Origin of the sequence: Longimicrobium sp. (assembly GCF_035474595.1) — a bacterium.
In the GTDB taxonomy this organism is placed as follows: Bacteria; Gemmatimonadota; Gemmatimonadetes; order Longimicrobiales; family Longimicrobiaceae; genus Longimicrobium.
In genome coordinates, this window is sequence record NZ_DATIND010000065.1 from 87,573 (window position 1) to 111,543 (window position 23,971).

The window sequence follows — 23,971 nt, forward strand, 5'->3', positions numbered from 1 at the left end:
CGGTTCAGCGCTCGCTGGGCACCACGATGCGCCCGGCGATGATCTCGGCCTTCAACTGCTCCACGCGCGTGCGGACGGAGTCGGGGATGAGGGCGCGGTTGTGCTCGTCGTACACGTAGCGCACGCCGTTCTCCTTCAGACCGAACCAGTCCACCCCGCCGTGGAAGGTGCCGTCGCGCACCTTCTTCACCTCGTCGAACACGGCGTTGTCCACGCCTTTCACCATGCTGGTGAGCACGAAGCCCGGCGCCTCCTGGTACTGGTCGGCGTCCACGCCGATCGCCAGCTTGCCGGTGGCGCGCGCGGCCTCGAACACGCCCAGCCCGGTGCTGCCCGAGGCGTGGAAGATGACGTCGACGCCCTGGTTGTACTGGCTGAGCGCCAGCTCCTTCCCCTTCCCCGGGTTGCGGAAGGCCTCGGGGGTCACGCCCGCGTACTGCGCGATCACGCGGCAGTCGGGGCAGACGGAGTGCACGCCCGCCTTGTAGCCCGCCTCGAACTTGTGGATCAGGGGGATGTCCATCCCGCCCACGAAGCCCACCTTCTTGGTCTTGCTGGTGAGCGCGGCGATGGCGCCCACCAGGAACGAGCCCTGCTCCTCGCGGAACTTCAGCGCGGCCAGGTTGGGCGGCGGGGGGATGACGTTCCCCTGCGCGTCGGTCGACAGCGCGTAGTCCACCCCGGCGAAGTGGATGCCGGGATATTCCTTCGCCAGCTGCGTCAGGTCGTCGCTGAAGATGAAGCCGACGCCGATGACGAGGTCGAGGCCCTGCGCGGCCAGCAGCCGGAGCCCGGCCTCGCGGTCCGAGCCCTCGCCGGGCTCCACCAGGCGGACGTCGGCGCCCAGCTCGCGGGCGGCGCGCATGGCGCCCAGGTAGGCGCCGTCGTTGAAGCTCTTGTCGCCGCGGCCGCCCACGTCGAACACGATGCCGACGGTGAGCCTGTGGCCGCCGGCCGGCGCGGCCGCGGGGGCCTGGGCGCCGCCGGGGCGGACGAAGAGCAGGGCGACGTGTGCGGCCAGCAGCACGCCGATGAAGATCAGGAGCTTGCGCATGGGGGTATAGAATCGTCCGTGTCCCGCACCGCGTCAAGCAGAAGCGCCGCGGGTTGCCGCCGTTTCGGGGTGCGCCGGTGTACACCGCGCGCGCCGGGAGTTTCCGCGGAGGCCCGGGAGGTGTCCCGCCGCTGATCGCAAAGGCGGCTGAAGCCGCGGCAACAACCACGGAAAGCCTCGCCAACCGCGCGAGGCTTCAACGGCAGAGCATCGGCCAGCCGCCGGTGTGCCTGGGCGGTTCCATGGCGTGTTAGAACCGTCCCACGCCAACCGTTCATGCGTTGGATGAGGATCAACGAACGAGGGAGGAACCGACGTGGCGGAATACAGAATCGAGGAATCGGCGGCCATCGCGGCGCCGCCGGCGCGGGTGTACGGGATCGTGGCGGACTACCACGCCGGCCACCCGCGCATCCTCCCCAGGCAGTTCCACGACCTGGTGGTGGAGAAGGGCGGGGTGGGCGAGGGCACCGTCATCCGCTTCCAGGTCACGGTGCTCGGCCGCACGGCCACGCTGCGCGGCCACGTTACCGAGCCGGAGCCCGGCCGCGTGCTGGTGGAGAGCTATCCCGAGAACGGCAACGTCACCACCTTCATCGCCGACCCGCTGGAGGGCGGCCGCGCGACGCGCATGACCATCTCCACCGTGATGCGGGGCCGCGGCGGCATCCTCGGCGCCGTGGAGCGCTGGCTCTTCACCCGCACGCTGCGCCCCATCTACGTCGAGGAGTTGGGCCTGCTCGCAAACGTGGCCGCGGAGGCGGAGTGACGAGAAGGCGATGATCGCGGTCAGAGGCGCGCTTCTTTCCCGAAGCGGCGAATCTGTTCGGTGAGGCGATACACGCCCGTAGAGGGATTCGCGCCTTCCTGGTCCAGACCGGCGTGGTGCCGGTCGAGCGCTTCGGCCCTTCTCACCGCGTCCGCATAGCCGGGGTCCAGGTCCTCGAAGCGGAGATGCTTGTCGTACTGGGGCAAATGCTTGCGGAGCAGCCGCGCAGCCTGATCCGGTTTCACGTGGGCGGCGTGTTCCGCGAAGTGGAGGAACAGCCAGAGCTCGAAGCACGGGTTGGATAGGGCGAGTTGGACGTCCGCCTTCCCCGCGAGTGTACGCGCGGCCTCCAACCGGGCGTGCTGGTCCACGTCCAGCACGCACCAGACTTCGTCGAATCTCAGATTGTCGTCGCGCTCGCGCTTTGCACGCTGCGCGGCATCGTCCCGAATCGCGATCGCCCGTTCCACCAATGCGAGCGGATCGCCGCCGGGAGATTCCACCCGTACGCGAACCGTGTTGGCTCCCCGCGCCAGCCGAAATCCCTCCACGTACTGCGGTTCCGTGACCTTCCCCTCGCACACGACGAGGATCATGGGAAGGGGATCACGGAACGGGGCTCGCCGGCCCAGCGAGTTTCCGCCTCCCCGGCGCGGACCGCGCGCCATCAGCTGCCGGTCCGCCGGAACGTTGGAGGCGTGCGCACCGACGGAACCGCGCCGAAGCGTCCCTGCAGGTACCCACGCTCGAGATTCTCGTGCTTTCGCGCGCGGAAGTCGGTCAGCGGGAACAGCCGTGTTGCGCCGTCGTCTCCCTTCTCCGTGAACCAGATTTGATCCCGCCGGAGGAGCTCGGTGTCGAGGAGATTGGTGTCGTGGGTGTTGAAGATCAGCTGCGCACCGTTCGGGTTTGTCTCCGGATCGTTGAACATGCGGACGATCTTGAGCGCCAGGTGCGGATGAAGGCTGCGGTCGAGCTCGTCGACCACCAAGGTTCCACCGCTCGTCATTACCTCGACCATTGCTCCGGCGAGGGCAAACAGTGTACGCGTTCCTGCGGACTCTCCCTTGAATGGCAAAGCCACGGGGATACGGCCGTTCGTGCGATGAACAAGCTTCACGCTTGCCAGCTCGGAAGAGCCGAATACCGCCATCATTTTATCCAACATCCGCGCGCGAGCGGCTCCTTCCTGATCATCCTCCAACACTTCGATTTCCGTGATCCCGAGATCCGCGGATTTCAAGATGTCGAAGACCTTCGCGCGATAGTCGGGATCCAGACAGCGTTCACTCACTTCAAGCGTGAGGTTGTCGAAAGTTCCTGCTTCGATAACCCGAAGCTGTTTAGAGAACCACTCGTGGAGCGGAGACAACATTTGATGGTTATTCTGCGCCGCGGCGGAGAGGAACAGGCTGTTCGGGCGAGTAAGTGCGGCGATCGTACGATTTTCACCCGAAAGAAGGCGGCTGAATGCGAACTCGTCGGGTAGGTCATAGGTGCGGGTGAACCACTCCTGACGCCGTCCCTTAGGATACGCGTAGAGCCATTCCTCCAGCACCCGAGAAGAATCGACAACGAAACCGTACTCGTATCTTATGTTGTCTAAACTCACATCTACGATGAAGGATGAAGGCTCACCCACAGAGGTGGTGTCCAGAGCAAATGGATCGCGGGAAATTCCACCACCCGGATCCCAGGATTTATGCGAATCAGTTACAGCGGACTTCATAAACTGAAGCGCGGAGCAGAGCGTCGATTTACCCGACGCGTTGGGACCGTATAACGCGGCGCTACGAAGCACGCCGAAGTCAAAGGCGGACGGGCGCGCAACCGCCTCGGGAAGCTCCGACATAGTAGATGCGACAAGGGAGAACTCCTGCTCGTCCCTGATCGAGCGGTAGTTCTTAACCCGGAAGCGAATCAGCACGGCTGTTCCCGTGAATGCGTGTGGAATGCACTGACAAGCGGAAATTCGACTAAATTCCGCAACATGCATTGGGAAGGCTACGCAAATAAGCGTTTTAGAACAAGTGCCGTGCATCGCAGGCTCCGTCGCGCGGCCACTCTGGATACGTTTGCCGGGTGGCGCAGAAGCCGAAAGCCCCCGCATCCCAATCGGATGCGAGGGCCTTCGTCTGTCCGGCGGATCCGCTCGGCGGCGGTGGGGACGCGAACGGGGCTGCCGTCAGACGCAGCAGGCGTAGCGGGTGTTGATCTCCTGCTCGTACGTCTCCTCGCCGCGCGAGGCGGCGCCGCAGGTGTAGCCCTGGCTGCACACGCTATCGTCGTACCCGCGTACGGTGCCCTTCGCGCGGGCGCCGGCGCTCGCCTCGAAGCTCTCCACTTTCAGCCCGTCCAGCTCCAGCCGCAGCTTGTCCATCGTTTCCTCCAGGGTTTCGCGTGTGTGCGGGCCGCGCCTCAGACGCAGCAGGCGTAGCGGGTGAACACCTCCTGCTCGTACGTCTCCTCGCCGCGCGAGGCGATGCCGCAGGTCGGCTGGTTGCTGCAGGTGCTGCCGTCGAACCCCAGCACCGTTCCCTTGCCGCGCCGCTCCGCGCTCGCCTCGAAGCTCTCCACCTTCAGCCCGTCCAGCTCCAGCCGCAGCTTGTTCATCGGTACCTCCGCCGTGAAAGGGTGTGCGGAACCGCGCCTCAGACGCAGCAGGCGTAGCGCGTGATGACCTCCTGCTGGTACGTCTCCTCGCCGCGCGAGGGGTTGCCGCAGGTGGGCTGCACGCTGCAGAAAGCCACGAACGGCGCCGCGTTCGCGTCGCGCCCGCCCGGCCGGGGCTCGAAGCTCTCGATCTTCAGCCCGTCCACGTTCAGCCGCAGCTTCTCCATGTCGCCGTCTCCCGCGTGAAGTGTGCTCCTCCGTGCCCGGCGTCCGCGCGGGCACGGAGGTAACACAACGTCGCGGACGGCCGCGCGTCAAGGCGCACTGCGTGCGGTTCGGGCGATCACACCGCCCCGGCCTCGCCCGCGCCCGGGGCGGCCTGCGGCAGGGCGTGCGGGTTCGCGGCGCGGCGCAGGCGCAAGGTGAAGATGGAGCCCTTGCCCGGCTCGCTCTGCACCGAGAGCGCGCCGCCCATGGCCACGGCCAGCTCGCGGCTGATGGCCAGCCCCAGCCCCACGCCGCGCTGCCGCTCGGCCACCTGCTCGCGGTCCACCTGCACGAACGGCTCGAAGATGGTGGGAAGCTGCCCGGGCGGAATGCCGCGGCCGGTGTCGCGCACGTGGATGGCCACCATCTCGTCGCCGTCCTCCACGCAGCTCAGCGCCACCTCGCCGCCCGCGCCGGTGAACTTGATGGCGTTGCCCACCAGGTTCAGCAGCACCTGCACCACCTTCTCGGGGTCCGCCTCCACCCACACCTCGTCGGCCCCGGGGTCGGTCTCGAAGCGCACCCCCTTCTCCGCCGCCTGCGGGAGGATGGACGACTCCACCCCGCGCACCGTGGCGGCGAGCGGCACGTTCTCCACCCGCACCTCCAGGTGCCCGGCCTCGACCCGCGCGAAGTCCAGGATCCCCGTAATCAGCGAGAGGAGGTGGCGCGTGCTGTTGCGGATGCGCGCCAGGTCGTCGATCTGCGCCTGGTTCACGGGGCCGCGGATCCCCATCTCCAGCAGGTCGGCGTAGCCGGCGATGGCGTTCAGCGGCGTGCGCAGGTCGTGCGACATGGCGGCCAGGAAGCGCGCCTTCACGCGGTTGGCCTCTTCGGCCGCGTCGGTGCGGCGCTGCAGCTCCACCGAGGCCTCCTGCAGCGCGTCGTTCTGCATCGCCAGCTCCGCGCCCTGCTCCTGCAGCTGCGCCGACTGCGCCTCGAGCTCGGTGGACTGCTCCTGCAGCTGCTCGTACTGCATCTCCAGCTCGGCCTGCTGCTCCTCGAGCTGGTGGTTGGCCGTCTCCAGCTCGGCGGCGAAGGCGGCCTGCGTTTCTCCGTAGCGGTGCAGCACGCGGTTCAGCAGCAGCGACACCAGCGCCGAGCCGGCGGCGCCCAGCACGATGAGCAGGGCCACGCCGCTGGAAGTGCGCTCCTCGGATTCGGCGCGCTGGGCCAGCTCGGCGTTCTCACCCGCCGCCAGCGAGGCGGCGGTGCGGCGGATGGCCTCCATCGTGTTCCGGCCGCGGCCGCTGGCCACGATCGCCAGCGCGGCGTCGCGCCGGCCGTTCCGGGCGAGGGTGATCGTCTCGTTCAGCTCGTCGAACTTCCGGCCGGCGAGGAGCGAGAGCGAGTCCACCCGCGCCCGGGCGATGGGCGGGTCGTCGCCGGCCAGCGTCCGGAGCCGCCCGATGTGCCGGTGCACCTCTCCGTCTGCGCGGCGGAACGGGTCCAGGTACTCGTCGCGCCCCGTGAGCAGGTAGCCGCGCTGCCCCGTCTCGGCGTTCACCAGGGTGGTGACGAGCGAGTCCAGCGCCTCGAGGGTGCGGTGGCTCTGGTCGACGGCGATGCGGGAGCGGCGCTCGCGCAGGGTGCCCCACCAGGTGGCGGCGCCGAACGCCAGCACCAGCAGCGCGGGGACGAACACGGCCGCGAAGCGCTGCGCGGGGGAGAGCCGGAGGGGCTGGAGCGCGGGAGGCATGGGCTTCGACCCCCTGGACGGCCGAAGGGCGGCCCCGGAGACGCGGAATGGCGCCGCGGGCCGGCGGCGGGCGTCTCGGGAAAGGATGCTTTCCTAACCTGCATCCAACTCGCCGCAGGTCAAGGTCCACAGGCGCTGAATAGAAAGTTCCGGGCGCAACCGGTCACCGGCGACTGAAGTCGCAGCAACAACTACGGGAAGCCTCGCAAACTGCGCGAGGCTGATCCGCTCATTCCGTGGCATCGGTGCTCACGACCGATCTCCTTTCATCCTCCCTGGACGCGCGCAGCGCAGGGACGATGCAGGATGGTCTCTCTGTGCGTTTGTAATGCACGGATGATGGCCAGATCCGGGATCCGACAACAGGGGAGCCAAATGGAGTCAACGGTGCTACTTCCACCGTCGACTCCGCTGATTCTGCTTCTCATCCCCCGCCGTCCCTGTCCCTTTTTCTCCTACGGATCACCCCACGGCTACGTCGGCCGTCGCGGACGTGCCGGGGCGCGCGCGGGGATCGGGGCGCGCGGGAGGCGCAGGGTGAAGACGGAGCCGCGGCCGACCTCGCTCTCCACCGTCAGCGTGCCGCCCATCGCCACGGCCAGCTCGCGGGAGATGGCGAGGCCCAGCCCCACGCCACGCTTCGCCTCGGGCACCTGCTCGCGATCGACCTGCACGAAGGGCTGGAAGACGTGCGGTAGCTGGTCCCGCGCGATCCCCCGGCCGGTGTCGCGGGCGTGGATGGCCACGACATCGCCCTCGTCCTCGCACCGCACCGCCACCCGGCCGCCCGCATCGGTGAACTTGATGGCGTTGCCGATCAGGTTCAGCAGCACGCGCTCGGTCTTTCCCGGGTCGGCCATCACCCACAGCCCCGGCGGCCCCGGGTCGCACTCGTAGTGCAGCCCCTTCTCGGCCAGCTGCGGGAGGAAGGACGATTCGATGCCGCGCACCAGCCCGGCGGCGGGCACCGGCTCCACGCGCACCTCCAGCTTCCCCGACTCGGTGCGCGCGAAGCTCAGGATGGTGTCGATGAGCGACAGCAGGTGGCGGCTGCTGGCGCGGATGCGCTGCAGGTCGGCCTTCTGCGCGTCGTTCACGGGGCCGCGGATCCCCGTCTCCAGCAGGTCGGTGTAGCCGGAGATGGCGTTCAGCGGCGTGCGCAGGTCGTGCGACATCCCCGCCAGGAAGCGGGACTTGGCGCGGTTGGCCTCTTCCGCCGCCGAAGTGCGCTCCTGCAGCTCGGCGGTCAGCTGCTGCAGCGCGGCCGACTGCTCGGCCAGGCGCGCGTTCAGCCTCTCCATCTCTCCCGCGAACGCCTCCTGGCTGGCGCCGTAGCGCCCCAGCAGCGCGTTCACCGCCAGCGTCACCCCGGCGCAGGCGGCGGCGCCCAGCACCACCAGCAGCACCAGCCGCCGCGTGACCCCCTCCTCGCGGGTGCCGCGGGCGCTCAGCTCGGCTTCCTCGTTGCCCCGCACCGCATCGGCCACGCGCGCGGCCTCGTCCGCCAGCCGCGCCACCCGCGCCGAGCGCACCCGCTGCAGCGCCCCCGCGCGGTCGCCGGCCCGGGCGAGCGCGGCGGTGGCGCGGAGCTCGTCCATGCGCTGGGTGATGACGCGCTCCAGCGTGTCGGCACGCGCCTTCGCGGCCTCCGGATCGTCGGCGGTCAGCGCGTGCAGCCGGGCCAGCAGCGTCCCCATCTCGCCGCGGGCGCGCTCGAACGGCACCAGCGCGCTCTCGTCGCCGGTGAGCAGGTAGCGCTGCTGCGCCGTCTCGGCCGCCGAGGAGGTGGCCAGCACCTGCTGCAGCGCCTCGATGGTGCGGTGGCTCTCGTCCACCACGTTGCGGCTGCCGCGCTCGCGCAGCGTGCCCCAGAAGGTGGCCGCGTCGAACGCCAGCACCAGCAGCGCGGGGGTGAGCACCGCCGCCAGCCGCTGCCGCGGCGAAAGCCGGAGCGGCCTGTCGGATCGTGTCATGTCGTTTTCGTTTCCCTTCCACCCGCCGGACCCCCGCAACGCCCGGACCGCGGCGCGCGGACGTCCACGCTTTGAGGACCCCCGGCCCGCATACCCGGTTAACGCCGCCCGGTGCCGGGGCACCGGTTGCCGCCGGGGCGGCCGGGCGGCATCTTCGGCGCATCCGCGGGGAGCCGCGCGCGGGGCAGTGGGGTGACCAGACGGGGGATGGGGATGAGGAACGACGGCCGGCTGGCCCTGGGGGTGGACGTCGGCGGGACCAAGACGGAGATCGTGCTGGCCGGGCGCGGCGGGCGCGTGGTGGCCGAGCACCGCATCCCCACCGAGCCCGAGGGGGGCGCGGCGGCCACGCTCACCCGCGCGGCCGGGGCGGCGCGCGCGGAGTTCGGCGGCGCGTTCGCCGAGGCCGTGGCGGTCGGCGTCTCCGTGGCCGGCCAGGTCGGCCCGCGCGGCGTTCTGCTGGGCGCGCCCAACCTGGGGTGGACCGGCGCGGACGTGCGCGGGCTGGCGGCGAAGGCCTTCGGCATCCCCGCGACCGTGGCCAACGACGTGCGCGCCGCCACCTGGGCCGAGTGGCGCCTGGGCGGCGGGCGCGGCGTGCGCGACCTGCTGGTGCTGTTCCTGGGCACCGGCGTGGGCGGCGGGGCGGTGCTGGGCGGGCGGCTGCTGGAGGGGGGAGACGGGGTGGCCGGCGAGTTCGGCCACATGACGGTGGTGGCCGGGGGCCGGCAGTGCCGGTGCGGCAACCGCGGCTGCCTGGAGGCCTACTGCGGCGGCTGGGGGATCGAGGAGCGCGCCCGCGAGGCCGTGCTGGCGCACCACGCCGCCGGCCAGCCGCTGATCCGCGCCGCCGGCTCGGCCGACGCCATCACCGGCGAGTCGGTGGCCGCCGCGCTGCGGGCCGGGGACGCGCTGGCGACGCAGCTGATCGACGACACCGGCGGCATCCTGGGCGCGGCGCTGGTGGGGCTGGTGAACGGCCTGAACCCGCGCCGCGTGATCCTGGGCGGCGGGGTGATGGAGGGCTTCCCCGAGCTGCTGGACCGTGCCACCGCCGTCGTCCGCGCCCGCGCCCTCCCCGCCGCCGCCGCGCGCGTCGACTTCGTGCACGCCGGCCTGGGCGACAACGCGCCGTCGCTGGGCGCCGCGGACCTGGCGCTGGCGAGGCTGAGGACACGGCGGGGGAGTGGAGACGAAAAGAAGTCCTAAGTCCTAAGTCCCAAGTCCTGAGTGGCCACATCGCACTCAGCACTTAGGACTTAGGACTTAGCACTTAGGACTTTTAGATATCCACCGGTTTATACGGCGTCGCGTCGTCGTCGATCGCCGTCAGCAGGTGCATCGGCTTGGTGGTGCGAGGGTGCTCGGGGTCGGAGAGGTCCATCCAGATCCACGGGATGACGTAGCCGCGGCGGCGGCGCGCGATGCCGACCAGGTGCAGCACCCGCGGCAGCAGCGACTCCGACGTCAGCCGCGCGGCCACGCCGTATCGCCCCACGACGTACTGGCTCACGTACAGCTGCCCGCCGTGCGCGACGGCGCGGATCTCCTCCATCCGCCCCAGGCTGCGGCCGTCGGCGTCCACCACGGGGCGGCCCAGCAGCCGCTCGACGTGCGCCTCGCCCGCGCTCACGAGCCCGGAATCCTGCGCACCACGGCGCCGATGCGGTGCTCCCAGTACATCGCCGGGGTCTGGTCCGCGTCCACGTCCACCTCCACGTCCAGCCCCACGCTCTTCACCTTCTCCCACGGGATGCGGAAGGGCTGGCCGCGGGTGCCCCCCCACCGGCGCGCGGCGGCCCCCAGCCAGCGCCCCAGCGGCTGCTTCAGCCGCATGGCCAGGGTATCGCCGCCGATCTCGATGTGGCTCACGCGCGGCGGCTCGCCGTCGCGGATCTCCAGCACCAGCCCGTCCACCATCCCCATCGGCCGCCCGATGAAGTCGCGGAGCTGCTGATCCAGCACGTGCCCCACCAGGTCGTACTCGTGCCCGTCCTCGATCATCGCGTATTTCCTCCCTTCGCCCACCACAAGATGACGTCATCCTGAGCGCCGCCGCTGCTCCAAACCATCTTCCACCCCGAATCCCGGCGGCGGCCGAAGGATCTATAGCCGGTCCAGCACGTCCGTCTCTTTGACGCGTCCAGCCAGCCGGCGCTCATGCGTCAACTATGGATCCTTCAGTCGCTTAGGCTCCCTCAGGATGACGTCCTCCGGGTTAGGCCATCATGTATGCTGTCGACCTGCGGCAATGCCTCCGCCGCAGTCCCGCAGGGACTTTGTGCGGTTGTTGCCGCGAATTCATTCGCCTTCCATGCCATCTTCGCAGCCGACATCCGATCCATCTCCATCCCAATCTTCATCCCTGTCCCCTGTCATCCTTCATCCCCCCATGATCTCCAGCGGGATGGTGACGAGGGCGAGGACGAAGGCGATGCACACCGACGCGATCACCACGAAGTTGCTCAGGCGCCCGTTGCGGTGCTCGCCCAGGTACCGCTCGTCGTTCATCAGCACCAGGAAGGGGAAGATGGCCAGCGGCAGGAACACCGCCGTGAGCGCCATGCTGAACACCGTCAGCTTCAGCGGGTCCACCCCCAGGAGGATCGGCACCACGCCCAGGACGATGGCGATGGTGTAGGTGATGGCGAAGCGCGGCGCCGCCGACGGCTTCTTGTTCTCGCCCCACACCCACCCCAGCCCCTGCGCCAGGACGTACGGGATCGCCAGCGACACCTCCAGCGCCGCGCCCAGGCACGCGATGCCCAGCGACGCCGCGAAGAGGTAGAACCCCCAGCTCCCGCCCAGCGCCGACGTCAGTCCCAGCGCCACCTGCTCGTACTGGTCCACGTGGATGCCGCGCGGCAGGAACACCACGGCCGCCACGATCAGCACGCTGCAGGCGACCACGCTCCCGAACGTCATCCCCACCCCTGCCACCATGCGGTTGGTGGCGATGTGGTCCTTCCCCCACCCGTCCTCGACCGCGCCGGCGGAGTAGAAGTAGAAGAGGTACGGCGAGATCAGCGCGCCCAGGATGGAGACGGCCACGAACCAGTAGTGCGCCGCGTCGCCGCCCCCGCCGCCGGGGATGAACCCGCGCGCCACCTCGCCGACCGCCGGATGCAGCCGCACCACGGCCACCACGAAGGCGAGGGTGACCAGCCCGAGGAGCGCGACCCCCTTCTCCAGCACGCCGAAGGTTCCCTTCCAGAGCAGCAGCCAGGCGAAGAGCCCCACCGGCACCGCCCACCACCGCGCGGGCACGCCCGTAACCAGCTGCAGGGCCAGCGAGATCCCGCCGATCTCCGACGCCAGAATCAGCACGTCCACCACCACCTCGGCGCTGCAGGTGGTGACGAAGAAGGAAAAGCCCAGCCGCTCGCGCATCCCCTCGCGGATGGTGTGCCTGCTGACCGCGGCGAAGCGCCCCGACATCTCCAGCAGGAAGACCACCGCCAGCGTTCCCAGCCCGATCACCCACAGGTGCCGGAAGCCGAACTCCGCGCCCGCCTGCGACGAGGTGGCGATGGCGCCCACGTCCAGGTACCCGCCGATGCTGGTCAGCACGCCCAGCGCGACCTCCACCAGCTGCTTGGGCTTCAGCGCCACGGCCTAGTTCCCCGTTCCCGGGAGGCGCCGCTCCAGCGCCTCCAGCCCGGCGTCCTGCACCGCCAGCGCGCCCAGCTCCTGCCGCACCGCCGTGGTGTCGCGGCGCTCCACGGCGTCCGCCAGCCGCCGCGCGGACTCGGCGGGCGCGTGCAGGCGCCCCAGCTCGGGGCGGAGCACGGGCGGAACGCCGTCCCTGCGCAGCGCCGCCATCTCCGTTCCCAGCGTCTCGTGCGCCTTCCGGAACGTCTGCCGGGCGTACACGGAGGGGACCTTCCCCGCCAGCCACGCGTTGCCGGCCAGGCGCATCGTGGCCGTCCACGAGCGCGCGGACTCGACGGCGTCCTGCGCCCGCTTGTCGGGAGATCCGCCGCCGCACGCGCAGAGGGCCCACGCGAGCAGGAGGAGGGCGCCGCGCCGGACCGGGCGCGCGCCGTTGGGTCGGGGAGATGGGGAGAACCGCAGCCGATTCCGCATCCGTGCTCGCGTCTGCTGACCCGCCGGGGTGGGACCGCGATGCCACCGATGTGAGCCGATCCGCGCCGCGGCGCCGATCGGCCGCCATCCCCAATCGCAACGTGCATACCGCGCGTCCGCGCCGGCATTCGACGGACGCTGGATCGACGCGGTCGAAATCGTTGCAGCGGCCGGCCGCGCCGTTCAACTTCCTGGCGACGGTTTCGTCTCCTTTTCCTCCGTTCCCTCCGTTTCCTCTGTGTGATTAACCGTCTTCAAAGGATCACACGGAGGAAGCGGAGGGAAACGGAGAAGCGGACCGCGGCGGCGCGGCGCCATTCCTGGCGCAGGGTGCGGGGCGGGTGAGCTGTCAGAGAGATGGCGGTGGCGGCGTTCTCTCAGCGGACCCGGCGGCGGGGACGTGTGTATCAGCGCGTCTCCCTATCCTCCCTTCCATCGATGGACCCCATGAAGCCCATCTCCCGCGCGGCCCTGCTCGTGGCCGCCGCGCTCCTCTCCGCCTGCGGCGGCGGAGACGGCACCGGCTCGGCGGCGCCCGGCCCCGGCGTGCTCACCGTCACGCTCGACAACCCCAACGCGGGCGACCGCGCGCTGGTGCTCACGCTGAGCGGCCCCGCCGCGGTCACCGACGTGCAGCCCGCCGTGGCCACGAACGTGGTGTACACGCGAACGCAGGGGACCACCACCCGCGTGGCGGTGTTCGGGACGATCGCGGACGGGGCGCTGCTGCAGGTGTCGGTGCCCGACGCCGGGCGGGCGGGGGAGTACAGCGCCACCGTGCAGGAGGCGGCCGACGCGGGGAACGCGGCGCGCGGGTCCGTCTCGGGGTACTCGGCCACCGTGAAGCGGGGGAGCTGAGCGATGCCACGCATCTCCATCTCCCGCAGCCGCTTCCGCGCCGCGCTCGCGCTGGCCGCCGCCGCGCTGGCCGCCTGGGCGGCGATGCCGGGGAGCGTTCCCGGCGAGACGCGCACCGGCACGCTGAACGTGGTCTGGCAGACGCGCGGCACCGAGAACGCGCTGGCCGCCGTGAACCTGTTCCTGGTGGATGCCAGGGGCGACGCGACGGAGCTGGACGCCACGCACGCGGACCTGGAGCCGTTCGGCGGGATGCTGCGGCTGAACGGGCGCCGGGTGAGCGTCACCGGCGACCTGGCGCCCGCGGGGGCCGGGCGCGCAGTTCCCCGCCTGCGCGTGCACGCGATCCAGCCGCTGGACGGGCCGCGCCTCTCCGTCTCGTACGTGAACCAGCACGGGCCGCGCACCTACGTGACCCTGCTCTGCCGCTTTCCCAACATGGCCGCGGCCGACCCGCACCCCGCGTCGGTCTACGAGAAGTGGATGGGGTCGGCGTACCCGGGGCTGGAGCACTACTGGCGCGAGAGCTCGGAAGACCGGGTGGACCTGACCACGCAGGTGGTGGGGCCGTTCGTCCTCCCCCGCGCCAGCGGCGACTACATGAACTCGTCGGGCACCGCGAACCTGGGGATGCTGATCCAGGACTGCACCGGCGCCGCGGACGCCTCGGTGGACTTCACGCAGTACGCCGGCATCAACATGCAGTTCAACTCGCCGCTCGATAACTCGTCGTGGGGCGGGTCGTGGAACCTGACCATCGACGGGCAGACGCGCCGCTTCGCCACCACCTGGATGGCCAGCTGGGCCACGCAGTCCACCTACGCGCACGAGACCGGGCACTCGCTGGGGCTTCCGCACTCGTCGGGCCCGTACGACGCCACGTACGATTCGCGCTGGGACGTGATGAGCGGCGGCGGGAGCACCGACGCGGGCACCCGCGTGGCGCCGCACACCATCGCCTTCCACAAGGACCTGCTGGGGTGGATCCCCGCCGCGCGGAAGTACGTGCTGGCCACCTCCGGCACGGCCACGCTGGACCTGGTGCGCGACGCGGTCCCCACGTCGGCGGGGTACCAGATGGTGCAGATCCAGACCGGCACCGGCACTGGCACCTTCTACACGGTGGAGGCGCGCCGCTACGCCGGGTACGACGCGGTGGGCCGCATCCCCGGCGAGGCGGTGGTCATCCACCGGGTGAACCTGAACGACGACGTGCCCGCCAAGGTGGTGGACCCCGACAACAACGGGAACCCCAACGACGCGGGGGCGATGTGGGTTCCCGGCGAGACCTTCACCGACTTCCAGAACGGCGTGCGCGTGCGGGTGCTCGAGGCCACGGCCGACGGCTTCCGGGTGGAGGTGAGCACCGAGGGGAACGTGACCGTGACCAGCGACGCGGTGCTGGCGCCGGGGATGATGGGCGCGCCGTACGCCTTCCAGCTCGCCGCCAGCAACGCCGAGGCCGGGATATGGAGCGTGAGCGCCGGCCAGCTGCCGAAGGGGCTCACCCTCGTCTCCACCGGCCGCATCGAGGGGACGCCCGCGAAGGCGGGGAGCTACGCCTTCACCGTGCTGGTCACCACGCCCAACGGCTTCGGCAAGCGCGACGTGCGCATCGAGGTGGCCGAGCCGCAGCTGGCGCAGGACGCGGTGGTGAACCATCTGCTGGGCGGCGGCACCCTCACGCAGGCCCAGTCCGCCTACCTGGACCTGCAGGGCAACGCCAACGGCCGCCTGGACGTGGGCGACGTGCGCGCCTGGCTGCTCGCGAGGAACCTCCCGGCGGGACAGTAGGAAGAGCAGGAACAGGGGACAGGGAACAGGGTTGACGACAGCGAAAGAAGCAGGGCAGCGGAGCGATTCCTCCGCTGCCCTGCTTCTTTGTGTGATATGAGTTGTTGAAGCCTCGCGCGGTTTGCGAGGCTTTCCGTAGTTGTTGCCGCGGCTTCAGCCGCCTTCCAGAGCGCATGGCCCATCACCTGTCCCCATCTCCATCTCCTAACGCCTATCCCTGTCTACAGTCCCCTGTCCCCTGCTGTTCGACGGAACATCCCGCGCTGAGCGGGGTTCACCCCGGCGCTCTGGCGGCTCGCCGGGGTGCGTGCTAACGTTTTAGCCTCCCGGCGAACGAAAAATCTCCCTCTTCCGAAAGGCGGAGCCCCGCATGAAACGCCTCGTCGTTCCGCTCCTCCTGCTGGCCGCGCCGCTGGCCGCGCAGGAGGTCAGCATCCCCCACACCACCTTCACGCTGAACAACGGCCTGAAGGTGATCGTGGCGGAAGACCACTCCACCCCCGTGGCCGCGGTGAACGTGTGGTACCACGTGGGCTCGGGGTACGAACGCCCCGGCCGCACCGGGTTCGCGCACCTGTTCGAGCACGTGATGTTCATGGGCAGCGGCCATGTGGCCCAGGGCCGGTTCGACGCGCTGCTGGAGAACGCCGGCGGCAGCAACAACGGCAGCACCACCACCGACCGCACCAACTACTACGAGATCATCCCCTCCAACGCGGTGCCGCTGGCGCTGTGGCTGGAGGCCGACCGCATGGGCACGCTGCTGGACTCGCTCACCCAGTCCAAGCTCGACACCCAGCGCGACGTGGTGAAGAACGAGCGCCGCCAGCGCTACGAGAACCAGCCGTACGGGCTGATGTGGGAAACGGCGTACGACGCGCTGTACCCCGAGGGCCATCCGTACCACTGGACCACCATCGGCTCGATGGCCGACCTCTCGGCGGCCAGCCTGGACGACGTGAAGGGCTTCTTCCGCAACTACTACACGCCCAACAACGCCGTCCTGACCGTGGCCGGCGACGTGAACGCGGCCGACGTGCGGCGCTGGGCCGAGCAGTACTTCGGCTGGATCCGGCCCGGGCCGGCGGTCTCCAAGCCCACCGTGCCCATCCCGCCGATCCCGGCCACGCGCTACATCACCAGGGAAGACCGCGTCACCCTGCCGCAGCTGACCATGACCTGGCGCAGCGGCCCGCGCTTCTCGCGCGACGAGGCGGCGCTGAACGCGCTGGCGCAGATCCTCACCGGCGGCAAGAGCTCGCGGCTGTACAAGCGCCTGGTGTACGAGCAGCAGGTGGCGCAGAGCACGAACGCGTTCAACGACGCCAACCTCCTCTCCGGCGACTTCTGGGTGATCATCCGCGGCAAGCCGGGGACGCAGCTGGACGCGATGGAGACGGCGGTGAACGAGGAGATCGCCAAGCTGGCCGCCACCCCGCCCACCGCCGAGGAGCTGCAGCGGGTGGTGAACGGGATCGAGACCACGTTCGTGTCGGGGCTGGAGACGGTGGAGAACAAGGCCGACCAGCTGAACGACTACGAGTACTTCGCCGGCGACCCGGGCTTCGCGGCGCGCGACCTGGCGCGCTACCGGGCGCTGACCCCCGCCGACGTGCAGCGCGTGGCGCGCGAGTACCTGCAGGGGAAGAACCGCATCGTCCTGAGCTTCGTCCCGCAGGGGCACACGGAGCTGGCCGCCACGGAGGCCCACTGATGAACCGCAAGGCCCTGATCCTGGGCGCCCTGGCCGCCGCGCTTCCCGCCGCCGGCGCCGCCCAGCAGTTCCCCACCACGCCGCCCACGCTGGGCGCGCCGGGGGCCGTCCATCCCCCCACGCCGGTGCAGCGGCGGCTGGCCAACGGGATGAAGGTGCTGTACGTCCGCCAGCCCGAGATCCCCGTCGTGAGCGCGGTGCTGGTCGTCCGCGGCGCGGGGACCACCGAGGACCCGGCCGCGCTCCCGGGGCTGGCCACCTTCACCGCCTCGATGCTGGACGAGGGCGCGGCGGGGAAGAGCTCGCTGCAGATCGCCGACGCGCTGGACCTGCTGGGCGCGTCGCTGGGCACCGGGGCCAGCTACGACGCGGCCACGGTGAACCTGTACGTGCTGAAGAAGAACTTCGGGCCCGCGCTGGGGATCATGAGCGACGTGGTGCTGCGCCCCGACTTTCCCGCGAACGAGGTGCAGCGGGTGCGCGACGAGCGCGTCACCAACCTCACCCGCGCCAAGGACGAGGCGGCGGCCATCGCGGGCAACGCCTTCCAGTCGCTGGTGTACGGCGCGCAGCACCCGTACGGGCGCTTCGCCACCATCGAGGCCACGCGCACGCTGGACCGCGACCGCGTGATGGCCTTCCACCGCGCGGCGTACCGCCCCGAGAACACCACGCTGATCCTGGTGGGCGACGTGGATCCGGCCACGATGCAGCCGCAGATCGAGCGGGCGTTCGGCGGGTGGGTGGGGATCGGCGCCGTGCCATCGGTGGAGGGGTCGGTGGCCGCGCCGCAGATCGGCAGCACCACCATCTACCTGATCGACAAGCCCGGCGCGGCGCAGAGCGAGATCCGCATCGGGCACCCCGGCGTGGCGCGCAACACGCCCGACTACTTCGCGCTGCAGGTGCTGAACACCATGCTGGGCGGCGCGTTCAGCAGCCGGCTGAACCTGAACCTGCGCGAGACGCACGGCTGGACGTACGGCGCGCGCTCGGGCTTCAGCATGCGGCAGAGCGCGGGGCCGTTCACCGCGCAGGCGGCGGTGGTCACGGCCAAGACCGACAGCTCGATCGTGGAGTTCTTCCGCGAGCTGAACCGCATCCGCACCGAGCCGATCCCGGCCGACGAGCTGGACAAGGCCAAGCGCTACGTGGCGCTGGGCTTCCCGCAGCAGTTCGAGACCAACCCGACCGTGGCCGGGCGCCTGGCCGAGCTGGTGACGTACGGGATCGACCCCTCGTTCTTCGCCAACTACCAGAACGGGATCATGGCCGTGACCGCCGCCGACGTGAAGCGCGTGGCCGAGCAGTACGTGCGCCCGTCCAACGCGGTGGTGGTGATCGTCGGCGACCGCTCGCAGATCGAGGCCGGGCTGCGGGCGATCAACGTGGCCCCGGTGCAGGTGCGCGAGATCGGCGAGTTCGTGCGGTAGGGGACAGGGGACAGGTTACAGGGACAGGGAACAGCCTGTCCCCGCGTGAAGGAGGGCCCGGGAGCGCATCCCGGGCCCTCCTGCCTTGGTGTGCCCAGCATGAACAGTGGTCAGGAGGTGAAAGTCCTCCCGGAACTTGGTCGTAGGGACCGAAGCGAGCCGCAAGGCGCCGACCGTGAGGGGAGCGCTGAAAGAAGCGGGGTAGCGAACCCGTCGAGCCGACGAACAGAAACCGGATGGGAGGCGCAGCCGAGCAGGGCGAGCGGGCCAATGACCGCGAAGCTCTCACGACCAAGGCTCAGGCTGCGTAGATCCGGCGGTTGTGCGGGGAAGGTCACTGTTCTTACCTGGGGAGATCTCGCCTTGTACCTGAAAGGGTGACGTGCGGTGGAAGCACCGGGCGGAGCGAGAAGTCAGCAGAGGCCGTAGTAGCCGAACGGGGTGCAGAATGCGCTTGGGCCCAGCCCCGCCGGTGAAGGGCCGAACGGAGAGGAGAGCGAAACGACGTTGCGTCTCGGAATGGCCATGCACCAGAAGTCCATGCAGATGGAGCTGCTGCCGGAGGATAGGGGTGAAGCCCCGAACGTACGGCGGAGCGGTGAAGCCATGTCGGGGGCGCAGGGAGACGAGCGCTCGGGAAGCGGCCGCCCGATGGAGTTGATGGAGCGGGTGGTCGAGCGCGGCAACCTGAAGGTGGCGTTGCAGCGCGTGCGGAAGAACAAGGGCAGTGCGGGCATCGACGGGATGAGTGTGGATGACCTGCTGGCGTACCTGCGGGAGAACTGGGAGCGAATCCGGGGCGAATTGCTCGGGGGAAGCTACCGGCCTTCGTCGGTGCGTCGGCAGGAGATCCCGAAGAGCGGGGGCGGAGTGCGGCAATTGGGCATCCCGACCGTGCTCGACCGGTTCATCCAGCAAGCCATCCTGCAGGTGCTGCAGCCGATCTTCGATCCTACGTTTTCGGAACACAGCTACGGCTTCCGGCCGGGGCGGCGGGCGCACGACGCGGTCTGTCAGGCGCAGCGGTACGTCCAGTCGGGGCGGCGCTGGGTGGTGGATGTGGATCTGGAGAAGTTCTTCGACCGCGTGAACCACGACGTGCTGATGTCGCGTCTGGAGAGGCGGATCGGGGACCGGCGGCTGCTCAGGGTGATCCGCCGCTACCTGGAGGCCGGAGTGCTGGCCGACGGCGTGGTGGTGGAGCGGCATGAGGGCACGCCGCAGGGCGGACCTCTCTCGCCGCTGCTGGCGAACGTGCTATTGGACGAGATCGACCGGAAGCTGGAGAAGAGCGGGCACGCCTTCGTGCGCTATGCGGATGACTGCAACGTGTACGTGCGGTCGAAGCGGGCGGGCGAGCGTGTGCTGGAGCGGCTTCGGAAGCTCTACGCGAGGCTGCGACTGAAGGTCAACGAGGACAAGAGCGCGGTGGCGCGTGCGTGGAACCGCAAATTCCTCGGCTACAGCTTCTGGGTAGCCAAGGGACGAGAGGTCAAGCGCCGCGTCGCGCCGAAGGCCCTGACCCAATTCAAGGAGCGCATTCGGCAGATCACTGGCCGCAACGGTGGGAGGTCGCTGCCACGGGTGGTGGAGGAGCTACGGATGTACCTGCTGGGCTGGAAGGCCTACTTCCAACTGGCGGATACACCCGGGATCTTTCACGACCTCGACCAGTGGATCGCCCGAAGGCTGCGGATGGTGCAGTTGAAGCAGTGGAAGCGTGGACGCACGGCGTACCGGGAGATGAGAACTCGGGGAGTGCCCGATCAGCTTGCCCGGGCCGCCGCCGCGCACATGCGAAGCTGGTGGAAGCTGTCCAGCCACGGTGCGCTCCACACCGCCCTGCCGGGGACCTCTTCGAGCAGATGGGGCTACCCCGGCTCGCATCGCACTGACCTCAACTTTCCGAACCGCCGGATGCGGACCCGCATGTCCGGTGGTGTGGGAGGGGTGCAGCCGGGATCACTGGCTGCCCCCTATCCCGATTGCGGGGAACGTCAGCGCGCATTCTTCGCTGTCCCCTGTCCCCTGTCCCCTGTCCCCTGTCCCCTGTCCCCTGCGAGGTTGACGCTCCCCGGCGCCCGGCCTATTCTACCGCTCCCGTACGCCGAACCCCCAGGACGGAAGCCACCAAGGCCGATGTACGACGAGCACATGGCCGACGCCAAGCTGATGGTCCTCTCCGGCCGCGCCAACCTGCCGCTGGCCGAGAAGATCGCCGCGCGGCTGGGGTGCCAGCTGGGCGGAGTCACCATCCGCAACTTCTCCGACGGCGAGATCTTCGTCCGCATCGACGAGAACGTGCGCGGGCGCGACCTGTTCATCATCCAGAGCACCAACCCGTCCAGCGACAACATCGTCGAGCTGCTGCTGATGCTGGACGCGGCGCGGCGGGCCTCGGCGGCGCGCATCACCGCCGTGATCCCCTACTTCGGCTACGCCCGCCAGGACCGCAAGGACCAGCCGCGCGTGGCCATCGGCGCCAAGCTCATGGCCAACATGATCGTGGCCGCCGGCGCCGAGCGCGTGCTCAGCATCGACTTCCACCAGCACCAGCTGCAGGGCTTCTTCGACATCCCCGTGGACCACCTGTACGCGGCGCCGGTGTTCACCCGCTACTTCCGCGACAAGCAGCTGGAGAACCTGGTGATGGTGGCCCCCGACGTGGGGAGCGCCAAGATGGCGCGCGGCTTCGCCAAGCGGCTGGGCGCCACCATCGGCATCATCGACAAGCGCCGCCCCGCCGCCAACGTGAGCGAGGTGATGAGCGTGATCGGCGACGTGGACGGGCGCGACTGCCTGCTCTGCGACGACATGATCGACACCGCGGGGACCATGGCCCAGGCCGCGCGGGCGCTGAAGGAACGCGGCGCGCGCGACGTGTACGCCTGCGCCACGCACGCGCTGCTCAGCGGCCCGGCGGTCGAGCGGCTGCGCGACGCGCCGTTCACCGAGATCGTGGTGACCGACACCATCGAGGTTCCCGAAGAAAAGCGCTTTCCCACGCTGAAGGTGCTCTCGGTGGACGAGCTGGTGGCAAAGGCCGTGCGGTACACCCACGTGAACGAATCGGTGAGCTCCCTGTTCGAAGCGGTCTGATTTTCACCGGGCCCGGCGGGAGAAACCCGCCGGGCCTTACTGTCTCTGCGAAAGGAAGGGTGTTTCTATGGCGACCAACGCAACGCTCCGCGCCACGAAGCGCGAAGGCGGCGGCAAGGGGATGGCGCGCAAGCTCCGCGGCACCGGGCAGGTGCCCGCCGTGCTGTACGGCCACGGCGACCGCACCGAGACGCTGTCGGTGAACGCGCACGACCTGGAGCTGCTGCTGCACCACGTGAACCCCGAGAACACGCTGATCGGGCTGGACATCGACGGGCGCCGCACCGACGTGCTGATCCGCGAGATCCAGAAGCACCCGTACCGCCCCGAGTTCCTGCACGTGGACTTCCTGCAGGTGCACGGCGACGAGACGCTGAAGCTGGACATCCCGGTGCGGCTCACCGGCACGCCCGTGGGCGTGCGCGAGGACGGCGGCGTGCTGGACCAGGTGCTGTACGCGCTCCACGTGGAGTGCCTGCCGGGGAACATCCCCGACTCGGCCGACGTCGACATCTCGGCGCTGGGCATCGGCGAGAGCGTGCGCGTGGCCGACATCTCCATCCCCAACGTCACCATCCTGATGGACGGAGAGCTTCCCGTGGCGTCGGTGCTGGCCGCGCGGGTGCACGACGAGACCGTCGAGGGCGAGGCGGCGGTGGCCGAGCCCGAGGTGCTGCGCGGCCCCAAGGCCGACGAGGAGTAGCGGTTGTGGCTCCGCCGGCTGCGCTCGCTCCTGTCGCCTGCTGCTTCCGCTGATCCGGACGGGGAAGGGGAGGGGAGCGGCGTGGCCGGGCTGAAGGTGATCGTGGGGCTGGGGAACCCCGGGCGCGAGTACGCGCTCACGCGGCACAACGTGGGATGGTGGCTGCTGGACGAGCTCGCCGCCGGGTGGGGGATGGGGCGCTTCCGCCCGGACAAGACGGCGGCCACGGCCAGCGGCCGGGTGGAGCCGTGGGCGGTGCGGCTGGTGAAGCCCATCACCTACATGAACCGCAGCGGGTCCGCGCTCCTCCCCTACAAGCGGATGAACGCCATCGACGTCACCAAGGACCTGCTGGTGATCGTGGACGACGTGGCGCTGGAGCCGGGGAAGATCCGCTTCCGCCCGAGCGGCACGCCGGGCGGGCACAACGGGCTGAAGTCGGTGGAGCAGGCGCTGGGGACGAAGGACTACCCGCGCCTGCGCATCGGTGTGGGCGCCAAGCCGCCGCAGTGGGACCTGGCCGACTGGGTGCTCAGCCCCATGCCGAAGCGCGACCAGGAGCTGGTCCGCGAGCGCTTCGACGACTGCATCGCCGGCATCAAGGTGTGGATGGAGGAGGGCATCGAGCCGGCGATGAACCGCTTCAACGGGTAGCTTCCGGCGTATGCCCGTGTGGCGAAGATGCCACTGAAGTGGCGGCTACAACGGCACGCAGTCCGCCTTCGCGGACTTCAACAGCACCTTCCAATTAGCACCCGACGTCATCCTGAGGTCGGCGCCTCACCCAAGCAGCCCCGCTCCCGGTCCGGACGCCGGCCGAAGGATCTATCACCGCGGCTTGCACATCGGCGCCGTGCAACGCCGAAGCGGTCTCTCCTCGTCTTCTCGCCGCGCTCGCGGCGAGGGCCCTGTCCCGCTGGCAAGCTTTTCGCTTATGCGATGCGGTAAGTGCCGCTCTGGATTCGACTTCCGGAGTGATGCGCATCGCAACCGGAACCGCTCCGACTGAATGCTTCGCCTCAAGCTCGTTTCCGCTGCCGTCGTTCCCGCGCTCGTCGCCGGCGCCCATGCGCTGTCCGGCGGTGGCGCTGCATCTCCATCTCCCGTGATCCCCGCGGTTGCTGCGGTTGCGGCGGCGCCGGTGAGCGTGTCACCGAGCGCATCGACGTCCCGCACCGCGGCCGACGATGGGCTGTCCGCGCGCGGGATCGACGTGTCGCACTACCAGGGGCGGATCGACTGGGCGGCGGTGGAGGGCGACGGAGTCGGGTTCGCGTTCGTGAAGGCGACGGAGGGCGCGACGTTCGTGGACCCCGCGTTCCGGCGGAACTGGGCGGCGATGGGGGAGACGCGGATCCTGCGCGGCGCCTACCACCGCTTCCGCCCCGGCCGCGACGCGCGGGCGCAGGCGGAGCACTTCCTGGCCGTGGTCCGCGTCACCGACGGCGACCTGCCGCCGGTGCTGGACGTGGAGGCCACGGACGGGGTGAGCGACGCGCGGCTGGTGCGCGGCGTGCGCGCGTGGCTGGCCGAGGTGGAGCGCCGGACGGGCGTGCGGCCGGTGGTCTACACCAAGCCCGGCTTCCGCCGCGCGCACCTGGGCAGCGCCTTGGACGACTACCCGCTCTGGATCGCGGAGTACGGCGTGGAGTCGCCCTCGCACCCGCGCTGGACCTTCTGGCAGCACTCCGAGCGCGGCCGCGTGGCCGGTATCCCCCGCGCCGTGGACCTCGACCGCTTCAACGGCTCGCGCGCGGAGCTGCGGCAGCTCGCCTCGGCGGGCGCGCGATCGGGCGACGCGCAGCTCGCGGAGCGCTGACCGGCGCGGGTGAGCCTTCGAGGAGCCTGGTGGCGGGCGCATCGTTGAAGTGAGCGGCGGGATGCGTTAGATTTGGTGCGCTGGGCCGGG

22 protein-coding genes and 1 pseudogene are annotated in these 23,971 nt (G+C 70.0%); 11 read left to right on the top strand and 12 right to left on the bottom strand.

What is annotated here, in order from left to right; translation table 11 throughout:
• Positions 1-4: 4 nt before the first annotated feature.
• Positions 5-1,054 (bottom strand): BMP family ABC transporter substrate-binding protein, encoded by a 1,050-nt coding sequence (locus tag VLK66_RS11685; RefSeq protein WP_325309596.1) that lies wholly within the window; start codon positions 1,052-1,054, stop codon positions 5-7.
• Between the two features lie 316 nt (positions 1,055-1,370).
• On the opposite strand from VLK66_RS11685, the gene VLK66_RS11690 reads away from it, so the two are divergent.
• Positions 1,371-1,823, top strand: coding sequence for an SRPBCC family protein (locus VLK66_RS11690; protein WP_325309597.1), 453 nt, complete (start codon positions 1,371-1,373; stop codon positions 1,821-1,823).
• 20 nt (positions 1,824-1,843) lie between these two features.
• Here the strand turns inward: VLK66_RS11690 and VLK66_RS11695 are convergent, their stop codons facing one another.
• The 7 genes from VLK66_RS11695 to VLK66_RS11725 all read right to left on the bottom strand — a co-directional run bounded on the left by VLK66_RS11695 (position 1,844) and on the right by VLK66_RS11725 (position 8,375).
• Entirely contained in the window at positions 1,844-2,419 is a 576-nt protein-coding gene (locus VLK66_RS11695) for an RloB family protein (RefSeq protein WP_325309598.1), read from the bottom strand.
• A gap of 71 nt (positions 2,420-2,490) precedes the next feature.
• Positions 2,491-3,750: an ATP-binding protein gene (locus VLK66_RS11700; RefSeq protein WP_325309599.1), complete on the bottom strand. Its 1,260-nt coding sequence runs from the start codon at positions 3,748-3,750 to the stop codon at positions 2,491-2,493.
• 258 nt (positions 3,751-4,008) lie between these two features.
• On the bottom strand, positions 4,009-4,203 hold the full coding sequence (locus tag VLK66_RS11705; RefSeq protein ID WP_325309600.1) for a hypothetical protein: 195 nt from the start codon (positions 4,201-4,203) through the stop codon (positions 4,009-4,011).
• A 38-nt stretch (positions 4,204-4,241) separates the two neighbouring features.
• Positions 4,242-4,436 (bottom strand): hypothetical protein, encoded by a 195-nt coding sequence (locus VLK66_RS11710; RefSeq protein WP_325309601.1) that lies wholly within the window; start codon positions 4,434-4,436, stop codon positions 4,242-4,244.
• A gap of 38 nt (positions 4,437-4,474) precedes the next feature.
• Positions 4,475-4,663 (bottom strand): hypothetical protein, encoded by a 189-nt coding sequence (locus VLK66_RS11715; RefSeq protein ID WP_325309602.1) that lies wholly within the window; start codon positions 4,661-4,663, stop codon positions 4,475-4,477.
• Between the two features lie 116 nt (positions 4,664-4,779).
• A complete protein-coding gene (locus VLK66_RS11720) occupies positions 4,780-6,402 on the bottom strand; it encodes a CHASE3 domain-containing protein (protein ID WP_325309603.1) in 1,623 nt (540 codons plus the stop codon).
• A gap of 473 nt (positions 6,403-6,875) precedes the next feature.
• Complete coding sequence (locus VLK66_RS11725; RefSeq protein ID WP_325309604.1) at positions 6,876-8,375, bottom strand: ATP-binding protein; 1,500 nt, start codon at positions 8,373-8,375, stop codon at positions 6,876-6,878.
• A 213-nt stretch (positions 8,376-8,588) separates the two neighbouring features.
• Between VLK66_RS11725 and VLK66_RS11730 the strand changes: the two genes are divergently transcribed.
• Complete coding sequence (locus VLK66_RS11730; RefSeq protein WP_325309605.1) at positions 8,589-9,584, top strand: ROK family protein; 996 nt, start codon at positions 8,589-8,591, stop codon at positions 9,582-9,584.
• Positions 9,585-9,657: 73 nt separating this feature from the next.
• Here VLK66_RS11730 and VLK66_RS11735 read toward each other — a convergent pair whose 3' ends face one another.
• The 4 genes from VLK66_RS11735 to VLK66_RS11750 form a co-directional block, all read right to left on the bottom strand.
• Positions 9,658-10,008 (bottom strand): hypothetical protein, encoded by a 351-nt coding sequence (locus VLK66_RS11735; RefSeq protein ID WP_325309606.1) that lies wholly within the window; start codon positions 10,006-10,008, stop codon positions 9,658-9,660.
• Positions 10,005-10,379, bottom strand: a complete 375-nt coding sequence (locus tag VLK66_RS11740; RefSeq protein ID WP_325309607.1) for a hypothetical protein — start codon at positions 10,377-10,379, stop codon at positions 10,005-10,007. Before VLK66_RS11740 ends, VLK66_RS11735 begins: the two co-directional genes overlap by 4 nt.
• A 378-nt stretch (positions 10,380-10,757) precedes the next feature.
• Positions 10,758-11,981 (bottom strand): NRAMP family divalent metal transporter, encoded by a 1,224-nt coding sequence (locus VLK66_RS11745; RefSeq protein ID WP_349260501.1) that lies wholly within the window; start codon positions 11,979-11,981, stop codon positions 10,758-10,760.
• Between the two features lie 9 nt (positions 11,982-11,990).
• Positions 11,991-12,461: a hypothetical protein gene (locus VLK66_RS11750; RefSeq protein ID WP_325309609.1), complete on the bottom strand. Its 471-nt coding sequence runs from the start codon at positions 12,459-12,461 to the stop codon at positions 11,991-11,993.
• 447 nt (positions 12,462-12,908) lie between these two features.
• Here VLK66_RS11750 and VLK66_RS11755 point away from each other — a divergent pair, with 447 nt between their 5' ends.
• The 9 genes and pseudogenes from VLK66_RS11755 (at position 12,909) to VLK66_RS11790 (ending at position 23,881) form a co-directional block, all read left to right on the top strand.
• The gene (locus tag VLK66_RS11755) at positions 12,909-13,319 is read left to right on the top strand and encodes a hypothetical protein (protein WP_325309610.1); all 411 of its coding nucleotides are present in this window, start codon (positions 12,909-12,911) and stop codon (positions 13,317-13,319) included.
• 3 nt (positions 13,320-13,322) lie between these two features.
• Positions 13,323-15,113, top strand: coding sequence for a putative Ig domain-containing protein (locus VLK66_RS11760; RefSeq protein WP_325309611.1), 1,791 nt, complete (start codon positions 13,323-13,325; stop codon positions 15,111-15,113).
• Positions 15,114-15,483: 370 nt separating this feature from the next.
• Entirely contained in the window at positions 15,484-16,827 is a 1,344-nt protein-coding gene (locus VLK66_RS11765; protein WP_325309612.1) for a pitrilysin family protein, read from the top strand.
• Positions 16,827-18,260, top strand: coding sequence for a pitrilysin family protein (locus VLK66_RS11770; protein WP_325309613.1), 1,434 nt, complete (start codon positions 16,827-16,829; stop codon positions 18,258-18,260). The genes VLK66_RS11765 and VLK66_RS11770 overlap by 1 nt, the downstream gene beginning before the upstream one ends.
• Positions 18,261-18,779: 519 nt before the next feature.
• Positions 18,780-20,155, top strand: a pseudogene (gene ltrA, locus VLK66_RS28615) (group II intron reverse transcriptase/maturase).
• A gap of 277 nt (positions 20,156-20,432) precedes the next feature.
• Positions 20,433-21,359: a ribose-phosphate pyrophosphokinase gene (locus VLK66_RS28620; protein WP_349260502.1), complete on the top strand. Its 927-nt coding sequence runs from the start codon at positions 20,433-20,435 to the stop codon at positions 21,357-21,359.
• A gap of 67 nt (positions 21,360-21,426) precedes the next feature.
• On the top strand, positions 21,427-22,062 hold the full coding sequence (locus VLK66_RS11780) for a 50S ribosomal protein L25 (protein WP_325309615.1): 636 nt from the start codon (positions 21,427-21,429) through the stop codon (positions 22,060-22,062).
• An 81-nt stretch (positions 22,063-22,143) separates the two neighbouring features.
• Positions 22,144-22,716, top strand: coding sequence for an aminoacyl-tRNA hydrolase (gene pth / locus VLK66_RS11785; protein ID WP_325309616.1), 573 nt, complete (start codon positions 22,144-22,146; stop codon positions 22,714-22,716).
• Between the two features lie 355 nt (positions 22,717-23,071).
• Positions 23,072-23,881, top strand: a complete 810-nt coding sequence (locus VLK66_RS11790; protein WP_325309617.1) for a glycoside hydrolase family 25 protein — start codon at positions 23,072-23,074, stop codon at positions 23,879-23,881.
• The last annotated feature ends 90 nt before the right edge of the window (positions 23,882-23,971 follow it).

Bases quoted from the DNA above. Each gene is read 5' to 3' on its own strand.
- VLK66_RS11685 (WP_325309596.1), bottom strand. From the start codon at position 1,054: ATGCGCAAGCTCCTGATCTTCATCGGCGTGCTGCTGGCCGCACACGTC.
- VLK66_RS11695 (WP_325309598.1), bottom strand. From the start codon at position 2,419: ATGATCCTCGTCGTGTGCGAGGGGAAGGTCACGGAACCGCAGTACGTG.
- VLK66_RS11705 (WP_325309600.1), bottom strand. From the start codon at position 4,203: ATGGACAAGCTGCGGCTGGAGCTGGACGGGCTGAAAGTGGAGAGCTTC.
- VLK66_RS11710 (WP_325309601.1), bottom strand. From the start codon at position 4,436: ATGAACAAGCTGCGGCTGGAGCTGGACGGGCTGAAGGTGGAGAGCTTC.
- VLK66_RS11715 (WP_325309602.1), bottom strand. From the start codon at position 4,663: ATGGAGAAGCTGCGGCTGAACGTGGACGGGCTGAAGATCGAGAGCTTC.
- VLK66_RS11720 (WP_325309603.1), bottom strand. From the start codon at position 6,402: ATGCCTCCCGCGCTCCAGCCCCTCCGGCTCTCCCCCGCGCAGCGCTTC.
- VLK66_RS11725 (WP_325309604.1), bottom strand. From the start codon at position 8,375: ATGACACGATCCGACAGGCCGCTCCGGCTTTCGCCGCGGCAGCGGCTG.
- VLK66_RS11730 (WP_325309605.1), top strand. From the start codon at position 8,589: ATGAGGAACGACGGCCGGCTGGCCCTGGGGGTGGACGTCGGCGGGACC.
- VLK66_RS11740 (WP_325309607.1), bottom strand. From the start codon at position 10,379: ATGATCGAGGACGGGCACGAGTACGACCTGGTGGGGCACGTGCTGGAT.
- VLK66_RS11750 (WP_325309609.1), bottom strand. From the start codon at position 12,461: ATGCGGAATCGGCTGCGGTTCTCCCCATCTCCCCGACCCAACGGCGCG.
- VLK66_RS11755 (WP_325309610.1), top strand. From the start codon at position 12,909: ATGAAGCCCATCTCCCGCGCGGCCCTGCTCGTGGCCGCCGCGCTCCTC.
- VLK66_RS11760 (WP_325309611.1), top strand. From the start codon at position 13,323: ATGCCACGCATCTCCATCTCCCGCAGCCGCTTCCGCGCCGCGCTCGCG.
- VLK66_RS11765 (WP_325309612.1), top strand. From the start codon at position 15,484: ATGAAACGCCTCGTCGTTCCGCTCCTCCTGCTGGCCGCGCCGCTGGCC.
- VLK66_RS11770 (WP_325309613.1), top strand. From the start codon at position 16,827: ATGAACCGCAAGGCCCTGATCCTGGGCGCCCTGGCCGCCGCGCTTCCC.
- VLK66_RS28620 (WP_349260502.1), top strand. From the start codon at position 20,433: ATGGTCCTCTCCGGCCGCGCCAACCTGCCGCTGGCCGAGAAGATCGCC.
- VLK66_RS11780 (WP_325309615.1), top strand. From the start codon at position 21,427: ATGGCGACCAACGCAACGCTCCGCGCCACGAAGCGCGAAGGCGGCGGC.
- VLK66_RS11790 (WP_325309617.1), top strand. From the start codon at position 23,072: ATGCTTCGCCTCAAGCTCGTTTCCGCTGCCGTCGTTCCCGCGCTCGTC.